This window comes from Halarcobacter ebronensis (assembly GCF_013201825.1).
Classification (GTDB): domain Bacteria; phylum Campylobacterota; class Campylobacteria; order Campylobacterales; family Arcobacteraceae; genus Halarcobacter; species Halarcobacter ebronensis.
In genome coordinates, this window is the sequence record NZ_CP053836.1 from 2,480,042 (window position 1) to 2,503,709 (window position 23,668).

Genomic DNA, 23,668 nt, shown 5'->3' on the forward strand with positions numbered 1-23,668 from the left:
AAATGGGCACTCTAATTTTCAGGAAGCTTAAGGTTAGTTAAAATCATACACTTTGAACTCTTTTGGCTCAGGAGATTCAAATGTGTAATCAAATATTTTGGTAACTTTTGAGTGAAGAAGTACTCTATTTATGTTTGAAGCAACTTTTCCATACATTGCATCACCAATAATAGGAAATCCAGCATTACTTAAATGCACTCTAATTTGATGGGTTCGTCCAGTATCAATCACAACTTTTACTTTAGATTTATTACCCTCTACAAGCATTGGATAAATAGTTGATTTGGCACTTTTTCCCTTACTATCTACCTTTGATTTTGCCATTCCTCTATCTTTTGTAGTTAAAATAGGTTTATCAATCTCAATAGTCTCTATTACTTTCCCATCAACAATTGCAACATACTCTTTATAGACTCTATTATCTTTAAACTCTTTAATAGCCTTTTTTTGAAACTCTTCATTTTTTGCAAAAAGCATAACACCACTTGTCTCTTTGTCAAGTCTATTTAGCATAATATATTTTGGATATTTTTGTGCTACTTCATCACTTGTCATAAAGCAAGGTTTATCTAAAGCTAAAATATCATCATCTTGAAATATAACTTTTATCTTTGCCATCTCTTTTACGCTAAACTTTGTATCAGCAGGTATTTCACCCCTTGCAATCATAACTTTTTTACCATGAGCCCTTACAAGCCCTTTATCTATTAACTCTTTTGCTTTTGAGTTAGAGATCCCCTCTTGTTTTGCTAAAACTTTGTAAGCTTTATCATATTCAGCCATTTATAAACCTTTTAATTCTTCAATAATAGGGTTAATATCACCCTTTTGTACTAATTTTGCACCCTTTAGATTTTGAAGATTTTCAAGGGTACTTCTTAACTCTTCATTCTCAATTAATATATAATTATTCACACACTCAAAGAGTGATTTTTGATTAAATATATTTTTACCACTAATTAACTTGCAACCAAAATAAGCTGGTTCGATTGGATTGTGACCACCAATATTTTCAAAGGCACCACCTAAGATAACCACATCTGAAATTGCATAGATATTATTTAACTCACCTAATTTATCAACTAATATTATATCAGAATCAAAACTCTCATTTGAAGAAAATCTATGATATGTAAGATTTTTATCTTTAATATACTCTTCTATTAGTAGATTTACTTTTTCAAATCTCTCTGGGTGTCTTGGAACAATTACTAATTTCCCAAACTCTTTTTTATAACTCTCTAATATTAGCTTCTCTTCATTTTCATGGGTACTTCCAGCTGTAATTAATACTTCATCAACTCTTTTTAGCTCTTTTGTAACTATCGGAAGTTGCGCTAGTTTAATATTTCCAATTACTTCTACTTCTTTTGCTCCAAGCTCTAAAAGTCTTTTTTTATCAATTTGAGTTTGGGCAAAAATTTTATCAATATTTTTAAAAATTTTCTTATAAAAAAAAGAGAACTTTTTATATGAAGCATAAGATTTATCAGAGATTCTTGCATTTATCAAATAGGTTTTTGCACCTCTTTTTTTTGCACACAAAAAAAGCATATACCAAAGCTCCGCTTCCATTACAACTAATACCTTCTGTTTTTTAATCCAAAAGGGTAAAAAAATCTCAAAAGGAAGATACCTAACATTAGTAGTTAGTTTTTTAGCCTCTTGAAATCCAGTATTTGTAATTACTGAAATATTTATTGGGAAATTATTTTTAAACTCATCAACTAAAGGTTTTATTGCTTTGGTCTCTCCCATTGAACAAGTATGAAACCAAATACCCTCTTCTTTAAAAGAGGGATTCTCTTTTAAAAAAAATTTCGAGGGTATTGCAACTTTATATTTTGGATTTCTTAGTTTAAATAGTAAATATGGAAATATTAATAAATATGCTAAAGAAGCTAATATATAATAAACCACACTAAAGAAGCTCAATATTAAGCCTCTTCAGTTGATTCATCTTCTTTATATAAAATTCTTCCACAGTGAGGACAGTTGATAATCTCTTCAGATTTTATTACTTCAGAATAAGTTTTGTCATTTATTTTCATAAAGCATCCATAACATGCTTGGTTTTTAACAGGAACAACAGCGCTATCTTTAGCCCATCTTCTAATTTTTTGATAGAAAGTTAAGATTTTTTTATCAAACTCTTCTAATAATTCAGCTCTTTGTTGAGAAACAACATTTCTCTCTTGGTTAATCTCTTCAATTGCATTATCAACAGCAATTTGAATCTCTTTTATTGACTCTTCTTCTTCAGTCAATCTACTTTGAAGCTCTTTTAATTCCTCTTCTTTTGCAACTGCAATAGAATCAAGTCTCTCTATCTCTTCATTTGCAAATGAGATTTGTTCTTTTGCAATCTCTTCTTCAAGTTGTAAAGCTTTTAACTCTTTTTCATTCGTTACTTCATTGTTTTTTCTTGAGATGTCATCTAACTTTGATTTTAATTCAGCTAAGTGAATATTATTTTTTGTTCTTTTTGATTTAACATCATCAATTTGTGCATAAGTCTCATTTATTTTTGACTTAATTGACTCTGCAACCTCAACAAATGTTGATAGCTTAGCTTTTTCATTCTCAATTTTTGGTTCAAACATACTAATAACACCATCATATTTAGACAGTTTTATTAGATCTTGTAAATATTTATTCAACCGTTTCTCCTTGTATACAAAACTTAAATGGATTTTTTGAAGCTGTAATTATAGCTTTTAATTTATTTTTTTTCAAATATTCTTCTAATAGTCCCTCTAATAAGGGGCTAAAATGCTTTTCACTTTCATAATGTCTTATGTCAATTAGAGATATCCCTCTTGCTTTTGCTTCCATTGCATCATGATATTTTATATCACCTGTTAAAAAACAATCCGCATTAACTTCATCTATTAAAGACATACCAGCACCAGTTACAAGTGCAACTTTTTTAACTCTTTGGTTGCACTTAACATATTTTAAATACTCCAAGCCCAAACTTCTTGCTATTTTTGTTGCAAAAGAGTCAAACTCTTCATCTACATTGGCATAACAAATATATTCATCACTTTCTATTAAATCAAGCCCTAAAATCTCTTTGGCAACAAATCTATTTAAGTGAGTTTTATCAATATTTGTATGCATAGAGATAAGTGCTATATTTTTTTGAATCAAAATTTTTAGAAGCTTTGAACTATAAGTATCATAGTTAACTCTTCTTAATGGTGAAAAAATCAAAGGATGATGGGTAATCACTAAAGAGTTTTCATCCATTGATTCTAAAATCTCTTCATCTAAATCAATTGAGATATAAACTTTTTCTATTTCATCTTCAAAATTACCCACAAGAAGACCTGAATTATCCCATTTTTCTTGTAGTTCAAAGGGTGACAATTCATTTAAAAAATGATAAATCTCTTTTAATTTCATAGACTATTTTCTACCTACTCTTTTTAATCTATCTTCTTCTTGATTTTTATATAAAACTGCACAACCTTGTGCTAGTTCTCGCACCTTTAGAATATAGTTTTGTCTCTCTGTAACAGAGATAGCTTTTCTTGCATCTAAAGTATTAAAAGCATGTGAAGCTAACATACATTGATCATACGCTGGAAGAGGAAGTTCTTTTTCTAAACAAACTTTGCACTCATTAAAGGCATCATCAAAATGTCTAAATAGCATATCTGTATTTGCTACTTCAAAGTTGTATGTAGAGAACTCATATTCACTCTCTTTGTGAACATCCCCATAGGTAGTTTTTCCATAACAGTTTTCATTCCAGATAATGTCATATACAGAATCAACACCTTGTAAGTACATTGCAAGTCTTTCTGTTCCATAAGTAATCTCAACTGCTACTGGATCACAAGCAAGACCCCCTACTTGTTGAAAATATGTGAATTGAGTAACTTCCATACCATCAAGCCAAACTTCCCATCCAAGTCCCCAAGCTCCTAATGTTGGTGATTCCCAGTTATCTTCTACAAATCTAATATCATGTTTACTTAAATCAAGTCCTAAAAACTCTAAAGATTTTAGGTATAAATCTTGAATATTGTCTGGGCTTGGTTTAATCAAAACTTGAAACTGATAATAAGCTCCAAGTCTGTTTGGATTCTCTCCATATCTTCCATCTGTTGGTCTTCTACTTGGAGCAACATATGCTGTAGACCAAGGAGTTGAATCCAAACTTCTTAAAAGTGTTGCTGGGTGGAAAGTTCCAGCACCTGCAGGTATATCATAGGGTTGAACAATATTACACCCTTGCTCCGCCCAAAACTGTTGTAATTTTAATAGAACTTCCGAAAATGTTACCATCTTATCTAATTCCTAATGCTTTATTTATTTTTTCTTTGTCAAAACCACAAATCCACTGATTCTCTATTAAAACTACAGGGGCACCACTGCAACCATGTTTTTTGCAGTCATTTAAAGCTTTTTTATTTGTGGAAAGATCAACTAAATTGTATCGAATCTTTTTTGCTTTAAAGTATGCTTTAGCCTCGTCGCACCATTTACATTTTGGAAGAGTAAATAGTGCAACTTGCTTCATTATAGTCTTACTTCAATTGTTGCTGAGTCAGTCTCAACAGCTTTTGATTTAACTAATCTATCTTCTTTTAATTTTACTGCTAACTCTTTATCAGTTATAGCTAAAATTTGCATTGCAAGATATGCAGCATTAACTGCACCAGCTTTACCTAAAGCAACAGTTGCTACAGGCATACCTGAAGGCATTTGAACAGTTGAAAGCATAGCATCCATACCATCCATTGCCCCACCTTTCATTGGAACTCCAATTACTGGTTTTGTTGTAGTTGCAGCAAGTGCACCAGCAAGGTGAGCAGCCATTCCAGCAGCAGCAATAAATGCAACTGCACCTTTCTCTTCGGCCTCTTTTACATAATTTTTAGTTCTTTCTGGACTTCTATGAGCTGAAGAGACAATCATTTCGTACTTTACATCAAATTTTTCTAATGTTTCAGCACAATTTTTCATAATTTCATAGTCTGATTTACTTCCCATAATAATTGATACAAAATTCATACATTATCCCTTATTTTAAAAATGGTAGATATTATATCAAAATTTTTCTAACAGTTTTATAATCTCAGAGGCTTTTAATCTGTTCCAACCTTCAAATTTATAGAGGGTTAAAAGATCATTTTTAAAGACAAGTTTACTAAATTTTCTTGACATATCTTTAATATAAATTGCTTTTGAATTAGAGTAAATATGTGGAGTCTCTCTTTTTTGATTATCTGTGAAAATTACAACAGTAGGAATAAAAAATGCTTCAGCAATATGATAGGTTGCAGTATTTACAGTTATAACTTTACTAGCATTTGAAACAATGTAAGAGTAGTCCAAAAATGTTTGAGAGAATCCCGATAAATCTGTAAATCTATCAAGTTCACTTTTTATATCAATTTTAATTACTGAGACAAAGTTATATTCAGGCATTTCATCTATTAACTCTTTTAATAAAGAGACTGCCTTCTCTTTTGGTATTGATTTATTTATATTTGCAGAGAAAGGATGAAAAAGAATAATTTTGCCATTTTGTTTTAATCTATCAAGTTTCTCTTTTAGACTATCTTTTGGTCTATACATACTAAAATTTATTGTATTGTATTTCTCTTCATCTGGTATTTTTTTATAGTCAATTCCAAATTTATAAAGCCATGCATCAATATGTGGGAACACTTCATAATAACTTCTTCTTGTAACAGAACTTGCATCAATAAAAAAATCATACTCACACAAACTCTTTACATCAATTGAAAGACCTGAAACTTTATTAATAAAAGTTTGATTTGAAAAAATTGCTTTATCTCTAGTGAAATACTTATTTTCAGAAGCATTTATATATATATCAATTTTTACATTTTTAAACTGTTTTTTTAAAGTTGTGTATAAAATTCTAAGAGCACTACATGCACATATCATTTCAGAGACACTTAAACCTAAACTTCCAAGAATAACCAAAGAGATATCTTGTTTTGAGACTCTATCAACTTGTTTTAATAGATCAACACTATTTTCATCTAAAAACAAAGATTGAAGCTCTTCATTAGTCTCTATTAGAGTCTCTTTTTTTAATTTGTATTCAAGAGTGTTTGTAATTGTATACTCGTTTAAATTTGATATTCCAAGTTCTAAAGGGAATTGACCCAAATCTCTAACTCTTGTCTCATCAATTACTTTTGCTTTATACTTTCTTCCTACATTTGTAAAAACTTCTTTTAGAGATTCAAAATCCTCTAAAGTAGTAATATAAAGACCTTCATTAAGAAAATTTGCAGGATTTTTTAACTTGATGTATTTAATAAGCGAACCATCAGTTGTTTTTATATTTAAATTCTCAGTAACCCTAAATACAACCATTAATTACTACAACCACCATTTTCAAGCTCTTCTTCATTTTCTACTCTAAACATTGTAAGATATGGAAGTTTACCTGGAAGTTTTATTTTATTTGTATTTCCACTATGAACAGATTCTAACTCTTTATTTGTCTCAGTTAAAATCTTTTTAAAATTTATATAAAACTTGCCATTCTCTTTTTTGTAGATTTTTCCTATCTCATTATCTACTTCTTCAATCTTAGAATTTAAAGGAGCAAAAATCTCTATCTCTTCATTTGGATAGGTTTTATATTTACAATAGAAATGTTCTTCATCCTCTGTTACAAGTCCGCTTACTTCAAAACTACCTTTACTTAAAGCATATTCATGATTTTGTGTATCATTTTTTTCAAAAGGTCTATGAATCAAATATGCATCTGTAAAACCTCTGTTTTTAGTTGTATTTAACTCTGTTTGATATTTTTGTGCATTAAAACTATTTGCATAGAAATCATCTATTGCTTCTCTGTATGCATAAGCTGTAACTGCCGCGTAGTATGGAGATTTTGTTCTTCCTTCAATTTTTACTGAATCAACAGCACCACTTTTTAATATCTCATCTAAGTGAGAAGCCAGATTCATATCTTTAGCATTAAAAATATATGTTCCAACTCCTGGTTCCTCTTCAAGTCTAAAAAGGGTACTATGATCCTCATTTGCGGCATAAAGGGTGTATTGAAATCTACAATCATTTGCACAAGATCCTCTATTTGGAACTCTTCCCATTTGAACTGCACTAACTAAACATCTTCCACTATAAGCAAAACACATAGAACCATGTACAAAAATCTCTATCTCCATATCTGGAAGATATTTTTTTATCTCTTGCACATCTTTTAAAGATATTTCTCTAGCTGCAATAATCCTTCTAACACCCATATCATAATATACTTGGGCATCTAGGTAGTTCATCACATTTGCTTGGGTTGAGAGGTGTATTGGTATATTTGGAGCAAGTTCTCTACAAAGTCTTACAACACCAGGTGCTGCTACAATCAAAGCATCTGGTTCTAATTTTGCCATCTCAACTATGTGTTTTTTTAGTAAATCTATTTGAGAGTTAAAAGGGAATCCATTGATAGTAGCATAAACTTTTTTGCCTAAAGAGTGAGCATAATCAATCCCCTCTTTAAATGTCTCATAAGTAAACTCTTTTCCACTTCTTATTCTTAAGCTAAAATGACTAACTCCACCATATACAGCATCTGCACCATATTTAAAAGCAATTTTCAATTTTTCTAGGTTTCCTGCTGGTGAGAGTAATTCAACTTTTTTATTATCCATTATATTCCTTTAAAAGGGCAATTATATCAAATTTTTTTATAAAAAAGATTTTGTAATTATTTAATTGATTTTTATTAAGAAAAGTTTAGTTTAAGTAAGAAAGCTTTTAAAAGCTTTCCCACTCATCATCGTCATGCTTGTTTGCAACTACTTGTTTTGGTTCACTTTTCGTTTTTGTAGGTTTTTCCTCTTTTTTTGGTACAGAAATAGGAGGAACTTCTACTTTTTTACTCTCATTTTTAGAGCTCTCATTAATTTTTGTCTCATCATTAGAGATATTTTTACATCTTTCAACTTTTATCATATCCATAATATCAAATAGTTTTGCTGTATAAGTTTCTAAATCCCTTGAAACTTTTTCAAGTTCATTATTAGGTGCTTTTTTTGCATTTAAATTAACATATTCTTCAACACTATTATGAACCTTTTCATGGTACTCTTTCATCTCTTTCCAAATTGTAACTTTAGTGAAATCACAATTCTCTTTCTCTTGTTCTAAAATCCATTTTCCAAAATTACAATTTGTAGCTGAATTTACACTCCAAGTTTCAAAAGTTCCAACCTTAGCAAAATTAGTATTTTTGAAAATTATATGGTCATTTTTTAACTCACATATTTTAAATACTAAATCAATATCACAAATCTCTTTTTTCTTATTTTTATTAAATACTGCTCTATCTGCTATATCTAAAAGGTTAGTTGATAATTTTGATACCTCATTAGCTAAATTGCTAATTTGTGTTGCAGATGAGGCATTTACTTGCGTTGCTCTATCTAAAGAGTTAACAGCATCATTAATTTGGATAATTCCACTCTCTTGCTCTTTACTTGCTGTTGTTACATCAGCAATTAGCTCTATAGTTTCATTAACTTTATTATTTAATGAGCCATAACCACTTATCATATTATCTGCTATTTGTTTACCTTCATTGGCCTTAATTGTAGCACTCTCAACAAGTTCTTTTATCTCTTTTGCTGCATCTGCACTTCTGCTTGCAAGGTTTCTTACCTCTTGTGCAACAACTGCAAAACCTTTTCCAGCTTCCCCAGCAGTTGCAGCCTCAACAGCAGCATTAAGTGAAAGAATATTTGTTTGGAATGCAATTTGATCAATAACAGTAATTGCTTCATTAATTGCATTTACTTGTTTATCGATATCATCCATAGCTTGTGTAGTTTTAGAGGCTAATGATTCACCCTCTTGGGCTGAATTACTTAAATCATTAGCTAAAACAGACATTCTATTTACTTTTTCATTACTTGTTTTAATAATAGAAGTTATCTCTTCAACAGCAGCCGCTGTCTCTTCTAAACTTGCCGCTTGTTCATTTGCAGAAGTAGAAAGTTTTGTTGATGAAGAGGACAATACTGCTGTATCACCATCAAGTTTTTCTCCAGTTGTAGTAATCATTGCTAAAAATTCAGAGATTGTTCCACCAAGAAGTCTTGTACTTGTATAGATTGAACCAATTATACCATTTGAATTTTTATGATTATTTGCATCTGATTTATAATCAAAATTTGAATTACCATACTCAATTAGGATTCTATTTATCTCTTCTAATTTTTGATTTGTCCCTTCAATCATTGCATTAATAGAGTTTCTAAGCTGTTTTACCGAAGGATTAGATGATTCTTTTTCTACCTTATAAACATAAAAACCATTATTTACCTTTTGAATTACATTTTCTACCTCTTCAATTACTTTTGCATCCTCTTTAAAACCATCTTGGAGTTTATTAATATAAGCATTAAAGCTATCAACTACTTTTCCTATCTCATCATTTGATTTTTTCTCAATTTGACTACTACTTGATGAATCATCAGAAGTAACTTTTATAATAGCCCTATTTAGATCATCCAAAGGTTTTACAATTGCTCTTTTAATCAAAAATGAAAATAATGCTAAAACAACCAAAACGGAAATAAATGTATAAACAAGGGTAAATATTACAACTTCTTTTATATCATTATTAGTTTCAGCTTCCATCTTAATAATATTCTCTTCTATATCATCAACATATGCTCCTGTCCCAATAATCCAATCCCAAGGTTCAAATTTTTTTACATATGAAAATTTTTTCTGAGGCTCCTCTTTCCCTGGTTTTTCCCATAAATATTTAACTAATCCACCTTTGTTTTTAGTTTTTGAAACCTCTACCATTTCATTAAATAAAAACTTACCAGCGGGATCTTTTGATTTAGAAAGATCTTTCCCATCAAGAGAAGGTTTTATTGGATGCATTACCATTTTTGGGTGGGAATCATTTATCCAAAAGTAACCATTTTGACCATATCTCATTGCAGAGATAGATTTCAAGGCTTCAGCTTTTAAACTTGCAGATACATCTGATACATATTCTCCTGTTCCAATAACCCATCCATAGGGTTTAAAAAGTTTTACAAATGAAACTTTTGGTTGTGGCTCTTCAAAACCAGGTTTTGGCCAAACATAATCAACAAAACCCTCACCATCTTTTTTTGCTACATTTGCAAATTCAACAAAGATTCTTTTTCCACCTTTGTCTTTAAACTCTGATAGGTCTTTCCCATTTAACTGTGGTTTTATTGGATGTACAACAATATTTGCATCTAAATCATTTACCCAGAAATATCCCGTTTCACCATATCTTGTTCCATCAATAATCTCAATAAGTCTTGCTTTAAGCTCATTTGTACTTAGAGTATCTTTATATTTATTGTACTCATAGTCTAAAATTGAGAATAGAAATTTTGCTTGTGCTTTTAAATCCTCTTGAACTTCAACTTTAATTTTATCTATTGCCGTTCTTGAATAATAAGATTCAACAGTTTTAAGTGCTAGTGAGACATAGTTTTCTAACTCTTTTTCTTTATTAGAGTATGACTCCTCTTTAAATTTTTCAATCTTCTCTTTTGAAAGTTTGTTTATAGAGTATATAGATTCAAAAGATATTGAAATTGAAACAATAACAATAGCAATCAAAGATATGATTAGAACTTTTGATTTAATTGATAGATTTTTAAACATTGATTATCCCTTAACCCATTGATTTATATATATTATATAGTGTAAAAATCTCTATGTCAAGAAAAGATAAAAGAAACTTATTAATTGCTACGATAATGCTATTTTAGGTGCTATTTGGTAATTATTTATTGCCATAAAAAGTTGTTTTTAAACAAAAAAAACAAAGAGGTCTAAAAAAAATTAGACTCCTCTTTATTCTAATAGATTTTTTGCAAAATTGTGAGCGTCTTCTGTAATATTTTCACCACTAATCATTCTTGCAATTTCATTGATTCTTGACTCTTTATCAAGTTTTTTTACAGTTGAGATTCCATCTTTTTTATCCACTAAAAAGTGAATATTTGCAGCAGAAGTTAGTTGGGGTTGATGTGAGATTGCAAAAATTTGATAGTTTTTGGCAAGTTTTGTTAAAACTTTTGCAATTGCTGAGCTCTCTTTTCCACTTAAGTTCGCATCAATCTCATCTAAAAAAAGAATTCCATTTCCAATAATATCATATTCACTAATAGCAGTTAAAAGGGCAAGTCTAAGTCTATTAAATTCCCCACTACTAATCGTATCAAGGTTAACTTTATTTAATTCAAAAACAACTTCATCTATTCCACTTGTATCAAGCTCTTTTTTTACTAAAAGTATTTTTGCATTTGAAAGATACAAATACTCTAAATAGTGATTGATTTTCTCTTCTAAAAGAGTACTGAACTCTTTTCTATATTGACTAATTTTATTAGCTTGCTCTTCAACTTCATTTGATAGTTTTTTTATATTTTTTTCTAATATAGCTTTTTCAAAAGAGATGTTTTCATAAGAGTCCAACTCTTTTTGTTTTTGTTCTTTATACTCTAAAGCCTCTTTTATTGAACCAAATCTTTTTTGCAAAGATGAGAGTTTTTCTATTCTATCTAAAACACTCTCTATATCAAGATCCTCTAACTCATATAAAGAGTCATTAAATTTTTCATAGATATTATTCAACTCATTTATTGCTTCATCAAAGAAACTGCTATCTTCATCTAAAAGATTCAAAGTTTCATTAACGAAAGAGCTGTAGTTAAAAATTGCATTTGATTTTTCAATTGCCTCTTGGATTTTCTCTTTTTTAGAGAGTCTCTTTTTTACTTCACTTAACTCTTCATACTCTCCAATTTGGGGATCAACAGAAGCAATTTTTTCTATCTCAAACTTTGCATACTCTTTTAAATCTTCAAGCTTTGATTCATCCTCTTTTATTTTGTTTAGCTCTTTTTGCATACTAAAAAGAGTTTTGATATTTTCATCAAAGCTCTCTTTTAGAGTTTTAAATTCAACCTTCTCTTTACTGCAAAGTCTATCTAGAAAGTTTATAAGTTTTGAAGAATCAAAATCTGTTGTATCTTTTAGATGAAGATGTTTTACTAAACTTTTTGAGAAGTCATTAAGATTTTTCTTTGAGATTGATTGGGCATTTAAAAAGTATCTTACTTTATCTTTTTTTATCTCTTTAATTATAATCTCATCACCTGCTTGAATATCATAAGCTTCATCTTCAATATCCAAATTAGATAAGGTCACCTCTCCCAAATCTGCTTTAGGTTCAGTTATTGCAAAAAGAGATAAAATAGATTGCATTAAAACAGATTTACCTGCACCTGAAGGTCCTGTAAAAACCACTAAACCTTTGTCTAATTCCAAGTCAACCTCTTGAAATGACAAAAAATCTTTTAAATATATTCTATTTATCAATTAATTTCCCCAACCTAATTTATCATTTAAAACTTCAAAAAAGTTTCTTTTTGTTCTATGAATAAGTTTAGCTTTTTTATTTGCTATATTAACTTTGATAACAGTATTATCTGCAACTTCATAAGTATCTTGCCCATCTATTAAAAGAACAGCACCTTGTGAATCTTTTATTTTAAACTCAATTTCAATATCTGCAGGCATAACAAGAGCTCTTTGAGTTAAAGAGTGAGAAGCAACAGGAGTTATAATAAAAGCATCCGTTAAAGGATAAACAATAGGTCCTCCAACTGATAGATTATATGCTGTTGAACCTGTAGGAGTTGAAATAATTACTCCATCTCCATGGTATGAATTAAAAGAGATTCCATTGATTTTTGCTTTTATTTTTATCATTGAAGAGACTGTTCTTCTTGAGATAACAATGTCGTTAAAAGCCACAAAACATCTATTATCCACATGGCACTCAACCATCATTCTATTATCAATCTTATAATTACCAATTTTTAAATCTGTTAAAAAAGTATCAACCTCTTCAAAAAGAACATCTGTTAAAAAACCTAATGTTCCCATATGAATACCTAGAACTGGCAGATTAAATTCAAAAGAGTTTCTTACAACTGAAAGCAGAGTTCCATCTCCACCAATTGAGACTAAAAAATCAACTTCCTTGCAAAGCTCTTTTAGAGGTAAACCCTTTTCAAATCCTAACATTTTTGCAGAGTTCTTTTCTAATATAGTATCAATGCCATGATTTATAAAATGTTTTTTTATCTCTAGAAAATCATCAATCATATCTGATGAGTTTGGTTTTAAAACTACCCCTGCTTTTTTAACAGCTTTAAGTTTTTCATCACTTTTAGTAACTTTCAATATTTTTCCTACTCTACTTCAATCTTAATTTGTATAAACTTATTATTTAACTCTTATTTAGAATCTCAATTTTATCTAGTGATACCTTTAAAGTTTCAAAAAGAGTCAAAAAACTTTAAGATACTCTCTTTATATTTACAATAAGTGCTTTTTTATCAAACTAATAAAAAAGGGGATATGTATAAAACATATCCCCTCTATTTTGAGTTGGTTATAAAAGCTTAAAGCTTTAATTATTAACCATTTCTCTTTTTAATGATCTCTTCAGAAACATTTTTTGGAACTTCTTGGTATGCATCAAAAAGCATAGAGTAAGTTGCTCTACCTTGAGACATAGATCTAAGGTCTGTAGAGTAACCAAACATTTCAGATAATGGAATCATTGCAGTAACTAGTTTAACACCAGCTCTGTCATCCATAGATTGAACTTGTCCTCTTCTTTTGTTACAATCCCCAATAACGTCTCCCATGTAATCTTCAGGAGTCTCAATTTCAACTTTCATAATTGGTTCAAGAATTACCGCACCAGCAGCAGCAGATCTACAAGCTTGTTTGAAACCCATAGAAGCAGCAAGTTTAAACGCCATCTCAGATGAGTCAACGTCGTGGTAAGAACCATCATAAAGTGTAACTTCGATATCAACCATTGGATAACCAGCTAAGATACCACCAGCCATTGCTTCTTGACAACCTTTATCAACTGCAGGAATATACTCTTTTGGTACAACCCCACCTTTAATATCATTGTTGAATTTATAGTTAGGTTCACTTCCAGATGGTAGTGGATTAATTTTTAAGAATACGTGACCGTATTGACCTTTACCACCAGATTGTTTTGCATATTTGTACTCTTGGCTAACAGCATTTTTAATTGTTTCTCTGTATGCAACTTGTGGAGCACCAACTTCTGCTTCAACTTTGAACTCTCTTTTCATTCTATCAACTAGAATTTCAAGGTGTAACTCACCCATTCCTGAGATAATAGTTTGTCCAGACTCTTCATCTGTAGCAACTCTAAATGATGGATCTTCTTCAGCAAGTTTACCTAATGCGATACCCATTTTCTCTTGGTCAGCTTTTGTTTTTGGCTCAACTGCAACAGAGATAACTGGATCCGGGAAATCCATTCTTTCTAAAATAACTGGATCTTTCTCAGATGCTAAAGTATCCCCAGTAATTGTAGATTTAAGACCAACAACAGCTCCGATTTCACCAGCATAAAGCTCTTTAATCTCTTCTCTGTTGTTAGCGTGCATTTTAAGAAGTCTTCCGATTCTCTCTTTTTTCATTTTTGTAGAGTTTAATACGTAAGTTCCAGATTCTAAAACCCCTCTATAAACTCTTGTAAATGTTAACTGTCCAACAAATGGGTCAGTCATAATTTTAAATGCTAATGCCGCTACTTCACCTTCATCAGCAGATTTAACAACTACAGGATCACCATCTTGAGTTTCACCTCTAATGTCAGCAACTTCTGTTGGAGCTGGTAAATATAGTGCAACAGCATCAAGTAGTGTTTGAACACCTTTGTTTTTGAATGCAGTACCACAAGTCATTGGAGTAATCTCCATAGCTAAACATCTAGCTTTTAAACCTGCAATAATTTCATCCTCAGTTAAATCACCCTCTTCAAGATATTTTTCCATTAACTCTTCAGAAGATTCAGCTGCAGCTTCAACCATCATTTCTCTATATTCTGCTGCTTTATCTTCCATATCTGCTGGAATCTCTTCTACGTGGTAGTGAGAACCCATAGCTGCATCTTCATCCCAAACGATAGCTTTCATTTGAACTAAATCTACAATCCCTTTGAAAGCCTCTTCTGCACCAATTGGTAATTGAACAGGTACTGGATTTGCAGCTAATCTATCTTTTACTTGTTTTTCAACATTGTAAAAATCTGCACCAGTTCTATCCATTTTGTTAACAAAAATCATTCTTGGAACTCTATATTTGTTTGCTTGTCTCCAAACTGTTTCAGATTGTGGTTGAACCCCACCAACTGAACAGAATACAGCAACAGCACCATCTAGAACTCTCATAGATCTCTCAACTTCAATTGTAAAGTCAACGTGCCCTGGGGTGTCGATTATGTTAATTTGTAGTTGTTCTTCTGTTTTTGGATGCTTCCAGAAACAAGTTGTAGCAGCAGAAGTAATTGTAATACCTCTCTCTTGCTCTTGTTCCATCCAGTCCATTGTTGCAGCACCCTCGTGAACCTCACCGATTTTGTGAGATACACCAGTATAGAACAGAATTCTTTCTGTTGTTGTAGTTTTACCTGCATCAATGTGCGCAGCAATACCGATATTTCTAACTCTTGAAAGTGGTGTTTTTCTTGCCATAATATTAGTTTCCTATTCTTACCATCTATAGTGAGCAAATGCTTTATTTGCTTCAGCCATTCTGTGCATATCTTCTTTTTTCTTGAATGATGCACCTCTTTCATTAGCTGCTTCGAATAATTCGTTAGCTAATCTCTCTACCATAGTTCTTTCATTTCTTTTTCTAGCAGCGTCTACTAACCATCTTAAAGCTAAAGTTTGTCTTCTAACAGCTCTAACTTCAACTGGAACTTGGTATGTAGCCCCACCAACTCTTCTTGATTTTACTTCAATAAGAGGTTTAACATTTTCAATTGCTTTTTCGAAAAGATCAATTCCTTTATCTTCTCCTCTACCATCAAGGTTTGCAATTGCACCATACATAATTTTTTCTGCAGTAGATTTTTTACCATCTAGCATAACTGTGTTAATAAATTTTGTGATCACTTTACTATTGTAGATTGGATCTGCCATTATCTCTCTAACAGGAGCTTTTCTTCTTCTCATTTTCTATCCCTCTACTTTTTTTTAGGTCTTTTTGTACCATATTTAGATCTTGCAACAGTTCTGTTTGCAACACCAGCAGTATCTAAAGCACCTCTTACGATGTGATACTTAACCCCAGGTAAATCCTTAACTCTTCCCCCTCTTACTAGCACGATTGAGTGCTCTTGAAGGTTATGACCCTCTCCACCGATATATGAGATAACCTCAAATCCAGTAGTTAATCTAACTTTAGCAACTTTTCTTAAAGCCGAGTTAGGTTTTTTAGGAGTTGTAGTATATACTCTTGTACATACTCCTCTTCTTTGTGGACAATCTTTTAATGCTGGTGATTTAGACTTTTTAATCACCTTTTTTCGCTCTTTTCTAACAAGCTGATTTATAGTAGGCATATTTTCCCTTTTTTTAATTTATAGAGAGTCTTATAACAATGTGTGAATCTTATAGATTCTCTATTTCTTGGTTTGAGCTTTTAAGCGGCTCAGGCTTCTCGTTACGTCCCAATGACGCCATGACATATGACAAGTGCCATAATCAAAACGATACTACCATTCTAGAGAAACGTTGAGTGTTTTCTAAAAAAGTGTGATATTTTACTTAATTTAAACTTAAAACAGCCTTATAACAATAACGCAAATCAGGGGGAGAGGAATCATTATAAGGCTTAATGACAAAATTGTTTTAGAAATTGTTAAATCTCATACGCTTCGTAGGGCGTAATGAAATTATAATGGGGTTGGGTTGCTATTGGGTTACAATGTCAGTCATTTGTAGGATAAGTAAATATTCGCAATAATTCAGAAGTTATCTTATAAAAACAATAAACTGTCCCACTAATTATTGGCATAATAATCAAATATTTATTAGGGAAATCAATAAATAGTATACACACAGAAAATACTTCATAATAAAGTGCATGTTTATAAAAATCTTTCAATCTATGTAATTCAGTTTTATACAAATAGTTACCTCTATCGTAGAGTGTCTTTTTTAAAGGAGAATTAAATAAAATTGAAAGAGAAGCGATCTTAAACCCTATCATTATTGATAAAAAATTTATTAAATCAGAATAACGTTTATACTCCTCATCAAATATATAATTACCTAAAAATATTGAAAATACTATTATTGCAATAAATATATACAAATCATTACTTTTCATCTATTTCCTTCAATAATCCCTCTTTTATTTGATTAGAACAATATTTTCCATTTTCATTTTTAATTGCTTTTACTTCAATTTTTTTATTAAAAGTATCATTATTAAATACTACCTCAAAATTACTTTCATCTAAACCAGTTATTACTAAATCCTTATAAGAGTCTTTTGAGTTTAATAAGTCTAATACAAAACCAAGAATTTTACTCTTTTCATATGTTGCCTCAATTGTAAAGTTTTCTGGAGCATCTGTACCAGTAAGGTCAATTAAAGCTTGTCTTTTTTTACTATCATGAGAAAAGATATTAGTTAAATGTGTAAAAGATATTTTCTGTATTGAATTAATAATATTAATAAATTCTTCTTGTGTTTTATAAATTGTTTTTAAACAAAAATTTTTATTTAGTTTACTTTTTAATACTGCTTGGAAAACATTCTTCTTTTTTAAATTTGATATGAAAAAACTTTTTGTTGAATAAATATATAAACAAAAAAATTGCTGAATTAATTCTGCTTCAACAGGTTCTCTTTCATTATCTCGTTTTTCACCTGTTAATATGTTAGTTAATTTCTCATCTCTAGGGCTTGTCTTACCAAAATCAAAAGAAAACCAAATATAAGAACTATCTAATTCTATAATAACTTCGTAGTAGACATTATCTATTTGGATATTAAAAGATTCATCTAAATTTTTAAATGTATCAACATCTGGGGAAACATATCTTTCTCCACAACTATTTTTTTCTTCTAAAATTTGTAATATATTAAATGCTAGTTTTTCCATTTTAGTAATTTATTATTGAATTTATTATAATTTTATTACAAGATAACTTTCTTTTTCCTTGGAATTTTCACTTTAACCCTTTCTTGTGCACGTGCGTGTGTCACGCTTACAACCTTTTTATTGAAAAAGGTTGTGCCAAAAGCAACCAAACAGTTGTTAAAGCTCTTACAGAGTCCCTTCTATTTTTACTTTTTAAAGCTAGTCTGCAAAACTTATATAATACATTTAAGGGAATATGATAATATATTTCCTTAGAGTTTGAAAGATAATATATCGGTGCGGAACTAAAGCAATTATAAAAAATAATTAGCTTGATGGCGAGTTTGATAGTTATACTTTAAATTTGAGTGGCAACAAGAACAGCATTGCTAGTTCGTATTTTATAAGTCTAAATTTGGTGTAACAATTATCAGGTAGGAGAAATCCTACCCTAACGAACTCTTTATCCTAAAATAAAGGTTCTAGAAATGTATTCTATCGGATTAGATATTAGTAAGTCAACAATCAATGTGTATGTTCCATATAATGATTTAGATTTGATTATTGAGAATAATCTAAAATCAATAAAAAGTTTATATTCTAAATTAAAAAAATATTATAAAAAAGAACTGGATAAATTAGTGTTTGTTTATGAACCAACTTCTAATTACTCTTTTTTATTAAAATCTTTTTGTGCAAATCAAAATATAAAAAGTTTTATTGTCAATCCTAAAAAAAGTGCAAGCTTTGCGAAAGTAATCGGACATAGAAATAAAACAGATATAAAAGATGCTAGATTACTTTCTAAGATGATTGTAACAGCTAAAAATGAAGATATTAAAGTACCTATAATTAATTCGGTTGAAGAAGAGTTAAAAGAATTAATAGCCTGTTATAAACTTATTATTAAACAACAAGTAATAGCCAAAAATCATATTGCAGCTTTAAAAGCAAAAAGAGAAAAGAGCTATTCAATTAAAGAGTTAGAATCACAGTATCAATTTTTAAAAAAGCAAGAATTAAAACTTATTAAACAAATTAAATCTATGATAAAAAAAGATGAGAAACTCCAAGAAGCATTTAAAAATATTCAAACAATTGATGGTATAGGAGAAATATCTGCAATAGTATTATTATCACATTTCACACAATATCCAAATGCCAATCAAAAACAAATAGTATCCCTAGCAGGATTAGATCCAATAGAAAAGAGTTCAGGAAGTTCAGTTAAAGGTAAGACTAAAATATCAAAAGCAGGTTCAAAAATATGTAGAGGTACTTTGTTTATGCCAGCAATGACATCTGTACGACATAATGAAAGATTAAAAAGTTTTTATGATAGGTTAAAAGAGAATGGGAAACACACAACAGTTATACAAGTTGCAATTATGCGAAAATTATTAATTATTGCTCATTCAATTTATAAAAATAATGAAGTCTATGAGCCAAATAGGATTTAATTCTTTTAATGATTATATTTATGTTTTTTTAAGGTGGCAACTCGCTAAAATGTGATATTAAATCACATTTCTTAACGCTCAAACAGTTTCGACTTTTTTAGCTTTAAATCATAAAAATCTTAGCTTTAACAAAGTCTGGACTAAAGAACTAGCTGCGAAATTTAAAGAATTAAAAAATCTTTGATTTTTTATCAATATCCTTTCCAACCTCTGCAACTGCCGAAAAAACATAAAGATATTTATGATAAGCGTGAGGACTGTTTGACTGAGTAGAAGGTATTGAATATACCTTTTATGAAGGAGTTCCGCAACGCAATAAATATTTTTATATCTTTGAGGGTATTTGCTTTAGCAAACAGTGAAGCCGTTGGTGGCTTTTTACATTACTTTTTGCCACCAAAAAGTGATAGAAGCGCAACTCTTTGCAAAAAAGTGCAAGAGAGAATAAAAGCTTTAGCTTTTATAAAATTGTTTTAATTAAGCAACCCTTTTAAACTCTTTACAGTAAAGAGTCTAAGACCCTGCCCTTTCTCAGCTTTTAGCTCATTTGTAAACCCAGCTTTAGAGAAAAGCATAACTTCATCAGGAACAAGCTCTAGTTTCTCACAAAGCTCTTTTAATCTTGATAGTTCTGTTTTTTTCATCTTAGAGTTTGTATATCTACAAGAACCAATTATAACTTTCCCACTTTTACTCTGAGCTAAAAGTTCTATCTCATTTTTATCTTCATCCCAATATCTTCCAATCTCTTCAATTTCATCTTCTGTAAAAATAGTTTTTACATATTCGTGGCAAAGTTGTTCAAAAATAAGGTGCATAAACTCATTTTGATAGTTATTAAATCTTTCAAAAACTTCATCATATTCCCCTCTTATAACACCTCTATAAAGTGGAGAAACAAAAGCAAACCAAAATCTTAAAAATGGAGCTGTAAAAAGAAGTTTATCTGCCACATCATTATCTTCAAATTTATTTGTAAGAAAATCAAGTGAAGTCTCTGTTTGAATTATATTTAACTCTTCAAGCTCATATAAATCTTTAACACCCTCTTCATACTCAACTTCTGCTCTTTTAAAAGCTGAATTAACTCTTCTATCACCAAGGGCAATTCCTGTTAGAATTTTATGAAAAGGTGCATGATTTTTTGTAAGCTTTTCTATAAACTTTTCTATTTTTTCATACTCATTTAAAATATGTCTAATTATCAAACTTCTTAGAGGTTTTGACATATCAATTTTTGTATCAAGTCCACCAAAAACTGCAAAATAGTTTAGTGCTGTTTCCATATCTTTTGGTCTATTTGTTTCACAAAATATTTGAAACTGTTCTATTAGTGGTTTATCATTTAGTAATATGGGAGAGCCTTTTGTTTTTTTGGAAGTATAACATACTATTTAATATATTTTTGTAAAAACATATTTAACTGATTTGCAAATCTTTGTGTATCATTTTTGGAAAAAGGCTTAGGTCCTTTTGTAATCTCCCCACTATCTCTTATCTCTTCCATTAAGTTTCTCATAGCTAAATACTCTTTGATATTGTCTTTTGTAAAGAGCTCTCCCCTATGATCAATTGTATGGGCATCTTTTTCTATAACTCTATCTGCCAATGGAATATCGGCTGTTATAACCAAATCATGTTCGTTTACAAGTTCTACTATTCTATCATCTGCTTCATTTGCGCCCAAAGAGACTATCTCATAGTTTACAAAGTTTGATTTTCCAATATCAATTTTTTTATTTGAGATTACAAAAGTTTTTAATTCTAATCTGTTTATGGCTTTTAAAACTATAGGTTTTAGAAGATTAGGGAAGGCATCACCATCTATGTAGAGTATCATATTTTATCTATTTCCCTCTGTTACTTTTCAATTTATTTAGCATTAAAATATATAAATGCCTAATCTAAAGTTACCATTATTTTCCTAAACTTTAACATATGCTTTACGTCAGAAAATGTAAATAAAAAAAGATTTTAAGTTAGAAATAGAGGGAATACTTCCCCTCTATTTTAATCTTTTCTAAATTTCTTTTCTTCAACACTATCTATAATATTTTGTGCAATTGATGAAGTGTCAATTGCAATTTTATGTGTATGTGCTGCTACACTTGCATTTTCTTGGGTTCTTGTATCAAGTTTTGCAACTGCATCATTTATCTGTTCAATCCCTTGTTTTTGTTCATTTGCAGCACTCTCTATTTGTTTTATCAATTGAGTTGTTTTACTTATGTTCTCATTAAGTATTAAGTATCCATCTATCATTTCATCCGCATTTTTCTTACCTGTATTAGCTTTAGTTGTTGCATTTTCCACTAAATCTTTTATCTCTTTTGCTGCTTCAGCACTTCTACTTGCCAAATTTCTTACTTCTTGTGCTACAACGGCAAAACCTTTCCCTGCTTCACCTGCTGTTGCTGCTTCTACCGCTGCATTTAAAGAGAGAATATTAGTTTGGAAAGCTATTTGATCAATTACTGTAATAGCTTCTGCAATTGCTGATGTTTGTTCATTTATTTCATTCATTGATTCAACTGTAAATTTTGCCAATCTTTGTCCATCATTGATTGAATTAGTTAAATTATTTGAAAAATTTACCATTTTTGAAATATTTTGTGTTGTCTCAACTATTGTGGAAGTAATCTCTTCAATTGAAGCGGAAGTCTCTTCTAAAGAGGCTGCTGTTTCATTTGACGATCTATTTAAAATATCAACATTTTCTAAAAGTTGTTTTGCATTATTTTCTAAAGTTGCACCAAGTTTATAGTTCTCTTGCAACATCTCATTAATAATATCACATAAGCCATTTAATCCTTGTGAGATTTTTCCCGTTGGATTTTCTATATCTTTTTCAAAATCAAGTTTTGAATAATTATCTAAAGAGTCTAAAATACTATTTATATTATTATTTACATTTAATCTTATAGTATCAATCATCTCATTTAAAATACTTTTTAATTCATCTAAAGATTTATTTGAAGTCATCTTCACAACTTGCACATCTAAACTTCCACTTTTTACTCTATTTACAACACTTTTAACATCTTCTATAAATGCTCTATCTTCATCTAAACCTTTTTTTACAGTTGCTATTTCTATATCAATTCTTTTGGCCATATTACCAAACTCATCTTTTGTATTGATATTTAGGTTATCTACACTACTTTTTTCACCTTTTAAATATTCAAAAAAACCATTTAACCCTGATTCTAATGCTTTTAGAGGCTTTAACAATTTCAATAAAGTAAAATAGATAAAACTTAAAATTGCTATTAATAATACTATATACAATATTATTTCATAACCAATATTCTTTTTAATTTGTGCAAATATGGAATCCTTCTCTATTTCTAAAAGCAAGTACCAAGAAGTAAGGTTTATTTTACTATAACTTACAAATTTTTCTACGCCATTCTCTTTTGCTTCAACAAATAAGCTATTTTTATCATTTTTAATTTTTTTAAAAAGTTCACTCTCTTTATTTTGTAATTTTGTATTTTTATGAATTAATATCTTTCCTTCATTTGAAAGCAAATATGCCATTCCAGTATCTTTCATTTTTAAATTTAAGATTTTATTTATAATAGTTTCAAGAAAAACATCTGCAGCAGCCACTCCGATTTGTTTCCCATCTTTTATTATTGGAGCAACAAAAGTGATAACAAGTTTTTTTCTTGCCACACTCATAAAAGGTTCTGTAACACCTTTACTTCTTCTTTCTTCACAAAGTTTATACCAAGGTCTAATTCTTGAATCATAATTATTTTTATCTGGTCCTGCCGTAGTACCATTAGATCTAAGCACATTTCCATTTTGTGCTACTCCCGCATAAACACTTACAAAATCTCCAGACTGTTTTGCAAGCATCAATTTATCGATTAAATTTTGATTCTCAATAGTCAACTCTTCATTTTTAATCATCTCTGCGACAGATACCACTATTTGTAGTTTTGATTCTAAATAATCATCAATAAACTTTGAAGTTCCTTGAGATAAGGACTGTAGTTCTCGTTTTGCATGAGCATATTCAGATTCATATTCATTTGAGGTATTATAAAAACCTAAAATAAAAAATGAAAAAGATATGCTAATAAGTAATAATGCCAAAAGCTTTGATTTTACACTATTCATTCTATCCCCTTTTAAATTTTGGGGCTAATAATATAATAACTTGTTGTCATTTAGATGT

At 29.9% G+C, this 23,668-nt stretch carries 21 protein-coding genes; 1 reads left to right on the forward strand and 20 read right to left on the reverse strand.

Going from position 1 to position 23,668, the window contains the following annotated elements; genetic code table 11:
* Window positions 1-33: 33 nt before the first annotated feature.
* The 17 genes from AEBR_RS12260 to AEBR_RS12340 form a co-directional block, all read right to left on the reverse strand.
* Window positions 34-783 (reverse strand): pseudouridine synthase family protein, encoded by a 750-nt coding sequence (locus AEBR_RS12260; RefSeq protein ID WP_129086817.1) that lies wholly within the window; start codon window positions 781-783, stop codon window positions 34-36.
* Window positions 784-1,935, reverse strand: coding sequence for a lipid IV(A) 3-deoxy-D-manno-octulosonic acid transferase (gene waaA, locus AEBR_RS12265; protein WP_129086818.1), 1,152 nt, complete (start codon window positions 1,933-1,935; stop codon window positions 784-786).
* A 2-nt stretch (window positions 1,936-1,937) separates the two neighbouring features.
* Entirely contained in the window at window positions 1,938-2,660 is a 723-nt protein-coding gene (locus tag AEBR_RS12270) for a zinc ribbon domain-containing protein (RefSeq protein WP_129086819.1), read from the reverse strand.
* The gene (locus AEBR_RS12275; RefSeq protein ID WP_129086820.1) at window positions 2,653-3,408 is read right to left on the reverse strand and encodes a Nif3-like dinuclear metal center hexameric protein; all 756 of its coding nucleotides are present in this window, start codon (window positions 3,406-3,408) and stop codon (window positions 2,653-2,655) included. Before AEBR_RS12275 ends, AEBR_RS12270 begins: the two co-directional genes overlap by 8 nt.
* Before the next feature lie 3 nt (window positions 3,409-3,411).
* Window positions 3,412-4,296, reverse strand: a complete 885-nt coding sequence (gene glyQ / locus AEBR_RS12280) for a glycine--tRNA ligase subunit alpha (RefSeq protein WP_129086821.1) — start codon at window positions 4,294-4,296, stop codon at window positions 3,412-3,414.
* A 1-nt stretch (window position 4,297) separates the two neighbouring features.
* Entirely contained in the window at window positions 4,298-4,531 is a 234-nt protein-coding gene (locus AEBR_RS12285) for a glutaredoxin family protein (RefSeq protein WP_129086822.1), read from the reverse strand.
* Window positions 4,531-5,025 (reverse strand): 5-(carboxyamino)imidazole ribonucleotide mutase, encoded by a 495-nt coding sequence (purE, locus tag AEBR_RS12290; RefSeq protein ID WP_128978680.1) that lies wholly within the window; start codon window positions 5,023-5,025, stop codon window positions 4,531-4,533. Before purE ends, AEBR_RS12285 begins: the two co-directional genes overlap by 1 nt.
* Window positions 5,026-5,061: 36 nt before the next feature.
* Window positions 5,062-6,366: a glycosyltransferase family 9 protein gene (locus AEBR_RS12295; RefSeq protein ID WP_129086823.1), complete on the reverse strand. Its 1,305-nt coding sequence runs from the start codon at window positions 6,364-6,366 to the stop codon at window positions 5,062-5,064.
* Window positions 6,366-7,670 (reverse strand): peptidase U32 family protein, encoded by a 1,305-nt coding sequence (locus AEBR_RS12300; protein ID WP_129086824.1) that lies wholly within the window; start codon window positions 7,668-7,670, stop codon window positions 6,366-6,368. Before AEBR_RS12300 ends, AEBR_RS12295 begins: the two co-directional genes overlap by 1 nt.
* 106 nt (window positions 7,671-7,776) lie before the next feature.
* Complete coding sequence (locus AEBR_RS12305) at window positions 7,777-10,680, reverse strand: methyl-accepting chemotaxis protein (RefSeq protein ID WP_129086825.1); 2,904 nt, start codon at window positions 10,678-10,680, stop codon at window positions 7,777-7,779.
* A gap of 192 nt (window positions 10,681-10,872) precedes the next feature.
* Entirely contained in the window at window positions 10,873-12,402 is a 1,530-nt protein-coding gene (locus AEBR_RS12310) for an AAA family ATPase (protein ID WP_129086826.1), read from the reverse strand.
* Window positions 12,403-13,272, reverse strand: coding sequence for an NAD(+)/NADH kinase (locus tag AEBR_RS12315; RefSeq protein ID WP_129086827.1), 870 nt, complete (start codon window positions 13,270-13,272; stop codon window positions 12,403-12,405). It abuts the gene before it with no gap.
* Between the two features lie 236 nt (window positions 13,273-13,508).
* Window positions 13,509-15,617, reverse strand: coding sequence for an elongation factor G (fusA, locus tag AEBR_RS12320; protein WP_129086828.1), 2,109 nt, complete (start codon window positions 15,615-15,617; stop codon window positions 13,509-13,511).
* 18 nt (window positions 15,618-15,635) lie between these two features.
* Complete coding sequence (gene rpsG / locus AEBR_RS12325) at window positions 15,636-16,103, reverse strand: 30S ribosomal protein S7 (protein ID WP_129086829.1); 468 nt, start codon at window positions 16,101-16,103, stop codon at window positions 15,636-15,638.
* An 11-nt stretch (window positions 16,104-16,114) separates the two neighbouring features.
* Window positions 16,115-16,492 (reverse strand): 30S ribosomal protein S12, encoded by a 378-nt coding sequence (rpsL, locus tag AEBR_RS12330; RefSeq protein WP_129086830.1) that lies wholly within the window; start codon window positions 16,490-16,492, stop codon window positions 16,115-16,117.
* A gap of 368 nt (window positions 16,493-16,860) precedes the next feature.
* Entirely contained in the window at window positions 16,861-17,262 is a 402-nt protein-coding gene (locus tag AEBR_RS12335) for a hypothetical protein (protein ID WP_128978663.1), read from the reverse strand.
* Window positions 17,252-18,043, reverse strand: a complete 792-nt coding sequence (locus tag AEBR_RS12340) for a hypothetical protein (protein ID WP_129086831.1) — start codon at window positions 18,041-18,043, stop codon at window positions 17,252-17,254. The genes AEBR_RS12335 and AEBR_RS12340 overlap by 11 nt, the downstream gene beginning before the upstream one ends.
* A 467-nt stretch (window positions 18,044-18,510) precedes the next feature.
* Here AEBR_RS12340 and AEBR_RS12345 point away from each other — a divergent pair, with 467 nt between their 5' ends.
* Entirely contained in the window at window positions 18,511-19,482 is a 972-nt protein-coding gene (locus AEBR_RS12345) for an IS110 family RNA-guided transposase (protein ID WP_129088458.1), read from the forward strand.
* 473 nt (window positions 19,483-19,955) lie between these two features.
* Here AEBR_RS12345 and AEBR_RS12350 read toward each other — a convergent pair whose 3' ends face one another.
* The 3 genes from AEBR_RS12350 to AEBR_RS12360 form a co-directional block, all read right to left on the reverse strand.
* Entirely contained in the window at window positions 19,956-20,768 is an 813-nt protein-coding gene (locus AEBR_RS12350; RefSeq protein WP_129088125.1) for a DUF234 domain-containing protein, read from the reverse strand.
* A 104-nt stretch (window positions 20,769-20,872) separates the two neighbouring features.
* Window positions 20,873-21,322 carry a YaiI/YqxD family protein gene (locus AEBR_RS12355; RefSeq protein ID WP_129088124.1) on the reverse strand — a complete coding sequence of 150 codons (450 nt, stop codon included), beginning with the start codon at window positions 21,320-21,322 and terminating at the stop codon, window positions 20,873-20,875.
* 170 nt (window positions 21,323-21,492) lie between these two features.
* A complete protein-coding gene (locus AEBR_RS12360; protein WP_129088123.1) occupies window positions 21,493-23,610 on the reverse strand; it encodes a methyl-accepting chemotaxis protein in 2,118 nt (705 codons plus the stop codon).
* Between the last annotated feature and the right edge of the window lie 58 nt (window positions 23,611-23,668).

Coding starts and splice junctions, on each gene's coding strand:
- purE (WP_128978680.1), bottom strand. CDS start 5,025: ATGAATTTTGTATCAATTATTATGGGAAGTAAATCAGACTATGAAATT.
- fusA (WP_129086828.1), bottom strand. CDS start 15,617: ATGGCAAGAAAAACACCACTTTCAAGAGTTAGAAATATCGGTATTGCT.
- AEBR_RS12340 (WP_129086831.1), bottom strand. CDS start 18,043: ATGGAAAAACTAGCATTTAATATATTACAAATTTTAGAAGAAAAAAAT.
- AEBR_RS12285 (WP_129086822.1), bottom strand. CDS start 4,531: ATGAAGCAAGTTGCACTATTTACTCTTCCAAAATGTAAATGGTGCGAC.
- AEBR_RS12350 (WP_129088125.1), bottom strand. CDS start 20,768: ATGGAAACAGCACTAAACTATTTTGCAGTTTTTGGTGGACTTGATACA.
- AEBR_RS12335 (WP_128978663.1), bottom strand. CDS start 17,262: ATGAAAAGTAATGATTTGTATATATTTATTGCAATAATAGTATTTTCA.
- rpsG (WP_129086829.1), bottom strand. CDS start 16,103: ATGAGAAGAAGAAAAGCTCCTGTTAGAGAGATAATGGCAGATCCAATC.
- AEBR_RS12260 (WP_129086817.1), bottom strand. CDS start 783: ATGGCTGAATATGATAAAGCTTACAAAGTTTTAGCAAAACAAGAGGGG.
- AEBR_RS12295 (WP_129086823.1), bottom strand. CDS start 6,366: ATGGTTGTATTTAGGGTTACTGAGAATTTAAATATAAAAACAACTGAT.
- AEBR_RS12360 (WP_129088123.1), bottom strand. CDS start 23,610: ATGAATAGTGTAAAATCAAAGCTTTTGGCATTATTACTTATTAGCATA.
- glyQ (WP_129086821.1), bottom strand. CDS start 4,296: ATGGTAACATTTTCGGAAGTTCTATTAAAATTACAACAGTTTTGGGCG.
- AEBR_RS12305 (WP_129086825.1), bottom strand. CDS start 10,680: ATGTTTAAAAATCTATCAATTAAATCAAAAGTTCTAATCATATCTTTG.
- AEBR_RS12355 (WP_129088124.1), bottom strand. CDS start 21,322: ATGATACTCTACATAGATGGTGATGCCTTCCCTAATCTTCTAAAACCT.
- AEBR_RS12275 (WP_129086820.1), bottom strand. CDS start 3,408: ATGAAATTAAAAGAGATTTATCATTTTTTAAATGAATTGTCACCCTTT.
- AEBR_RS12300 (WP_129086824.1), bottom strand. CDS start 7,670: ATGGATAATAAAAAAGTTGAATTACTCTCACCAGCAGGAAACCTAGAA.
- rpsL (WP_129086830.1), bottom strand. CDS start 16,492: ATGCCTACTATAAATCAGCTTGTTAGAAAAGAGCGAAAAAAGGTGATT.
- AEBR_RS12345 (WP_129088458.1), top strand. CDS start 18,511: ATGTATTCTATCGGATTAGATATTAGTAAGTCAACAATCAATGTGTAT.